Source organism: Bacillus sp. 05T21, assembly GCF_056396785.1.
On record NZ_JBFTMD010000102.1, the window covers coordinates 1 to 464 of the forward strand.

At 53.0% G+C, this 464-nt stretch carries 3 tRNA genes and 1 rRNA gene; all 4 read left to right on the forward strand.

Annotated elements, in window-relative coordinates:
• Positions 1-71: 71 nt before the first annotated feature.
• Positions 72-145 (forward strand) — tRNA-Arg (locus AC1DKZ_RS32995).
• Between the two features lie 8 nt (positions 146-153).
• Positions 154-227 (forward strand) — tRNA-Pro (locus tag AC1DKZ_RS33000).
• 9 nt (positions 228-236) lie between these two features.
• A tRNA-Ala gene (locus AC1DKZ_RS33005) sits at positions 237-312 on the forward strand.
• A gap of 77 nt (positions 313-389) precedes the next feature.
• Positions 390-464, forward strand: a 16S ribosomal RNA gene (locus AC1DKZ_RS33010); the annotation flags it as partial.

The following is a 464-nucleotide window of genomic DNA, read 5'->3' on the forward strand; positions in this document are numbered from 1 at the left end:
GACGCACAGGACTTAAAATCCTGCGGTGGGTGACCACCGTGCGGGTTCGACCCCCGCCCTCGGCACCATATGCGCCCGTAGCTCAATTGGATAGAGCGTTTGACTACGGATCAAGAGGTTAGGGGTTCGACTCCTCTCGGGCGCGTTTTCTTTCGGGAAGTGGCTCAGCTTGGTAGAGCACCTGGTTTGGGACCAGGGGGTCGCAGGTTCAAATCCTGTCTTCCCGATACTTGTTTGGGGCCTTAGCTCAGCTGGGAGAGCGCCTGCCTTGCACGCAGGAGGTCAGCGGTTCGATCCCGCTAGGCTCCACCAAAAAAGTTCTTTGAAAACTGAACGAAACAAACAACGTGAACGTCAATTTTTATTTTTAGATGCTAGACAAACTAACTTTATTGGAGAGTTTGATCCTGGCTCAGGATGAACGCTGGCGGCGTGCCTAATACATGCAAGTCGAGCGAATGGAT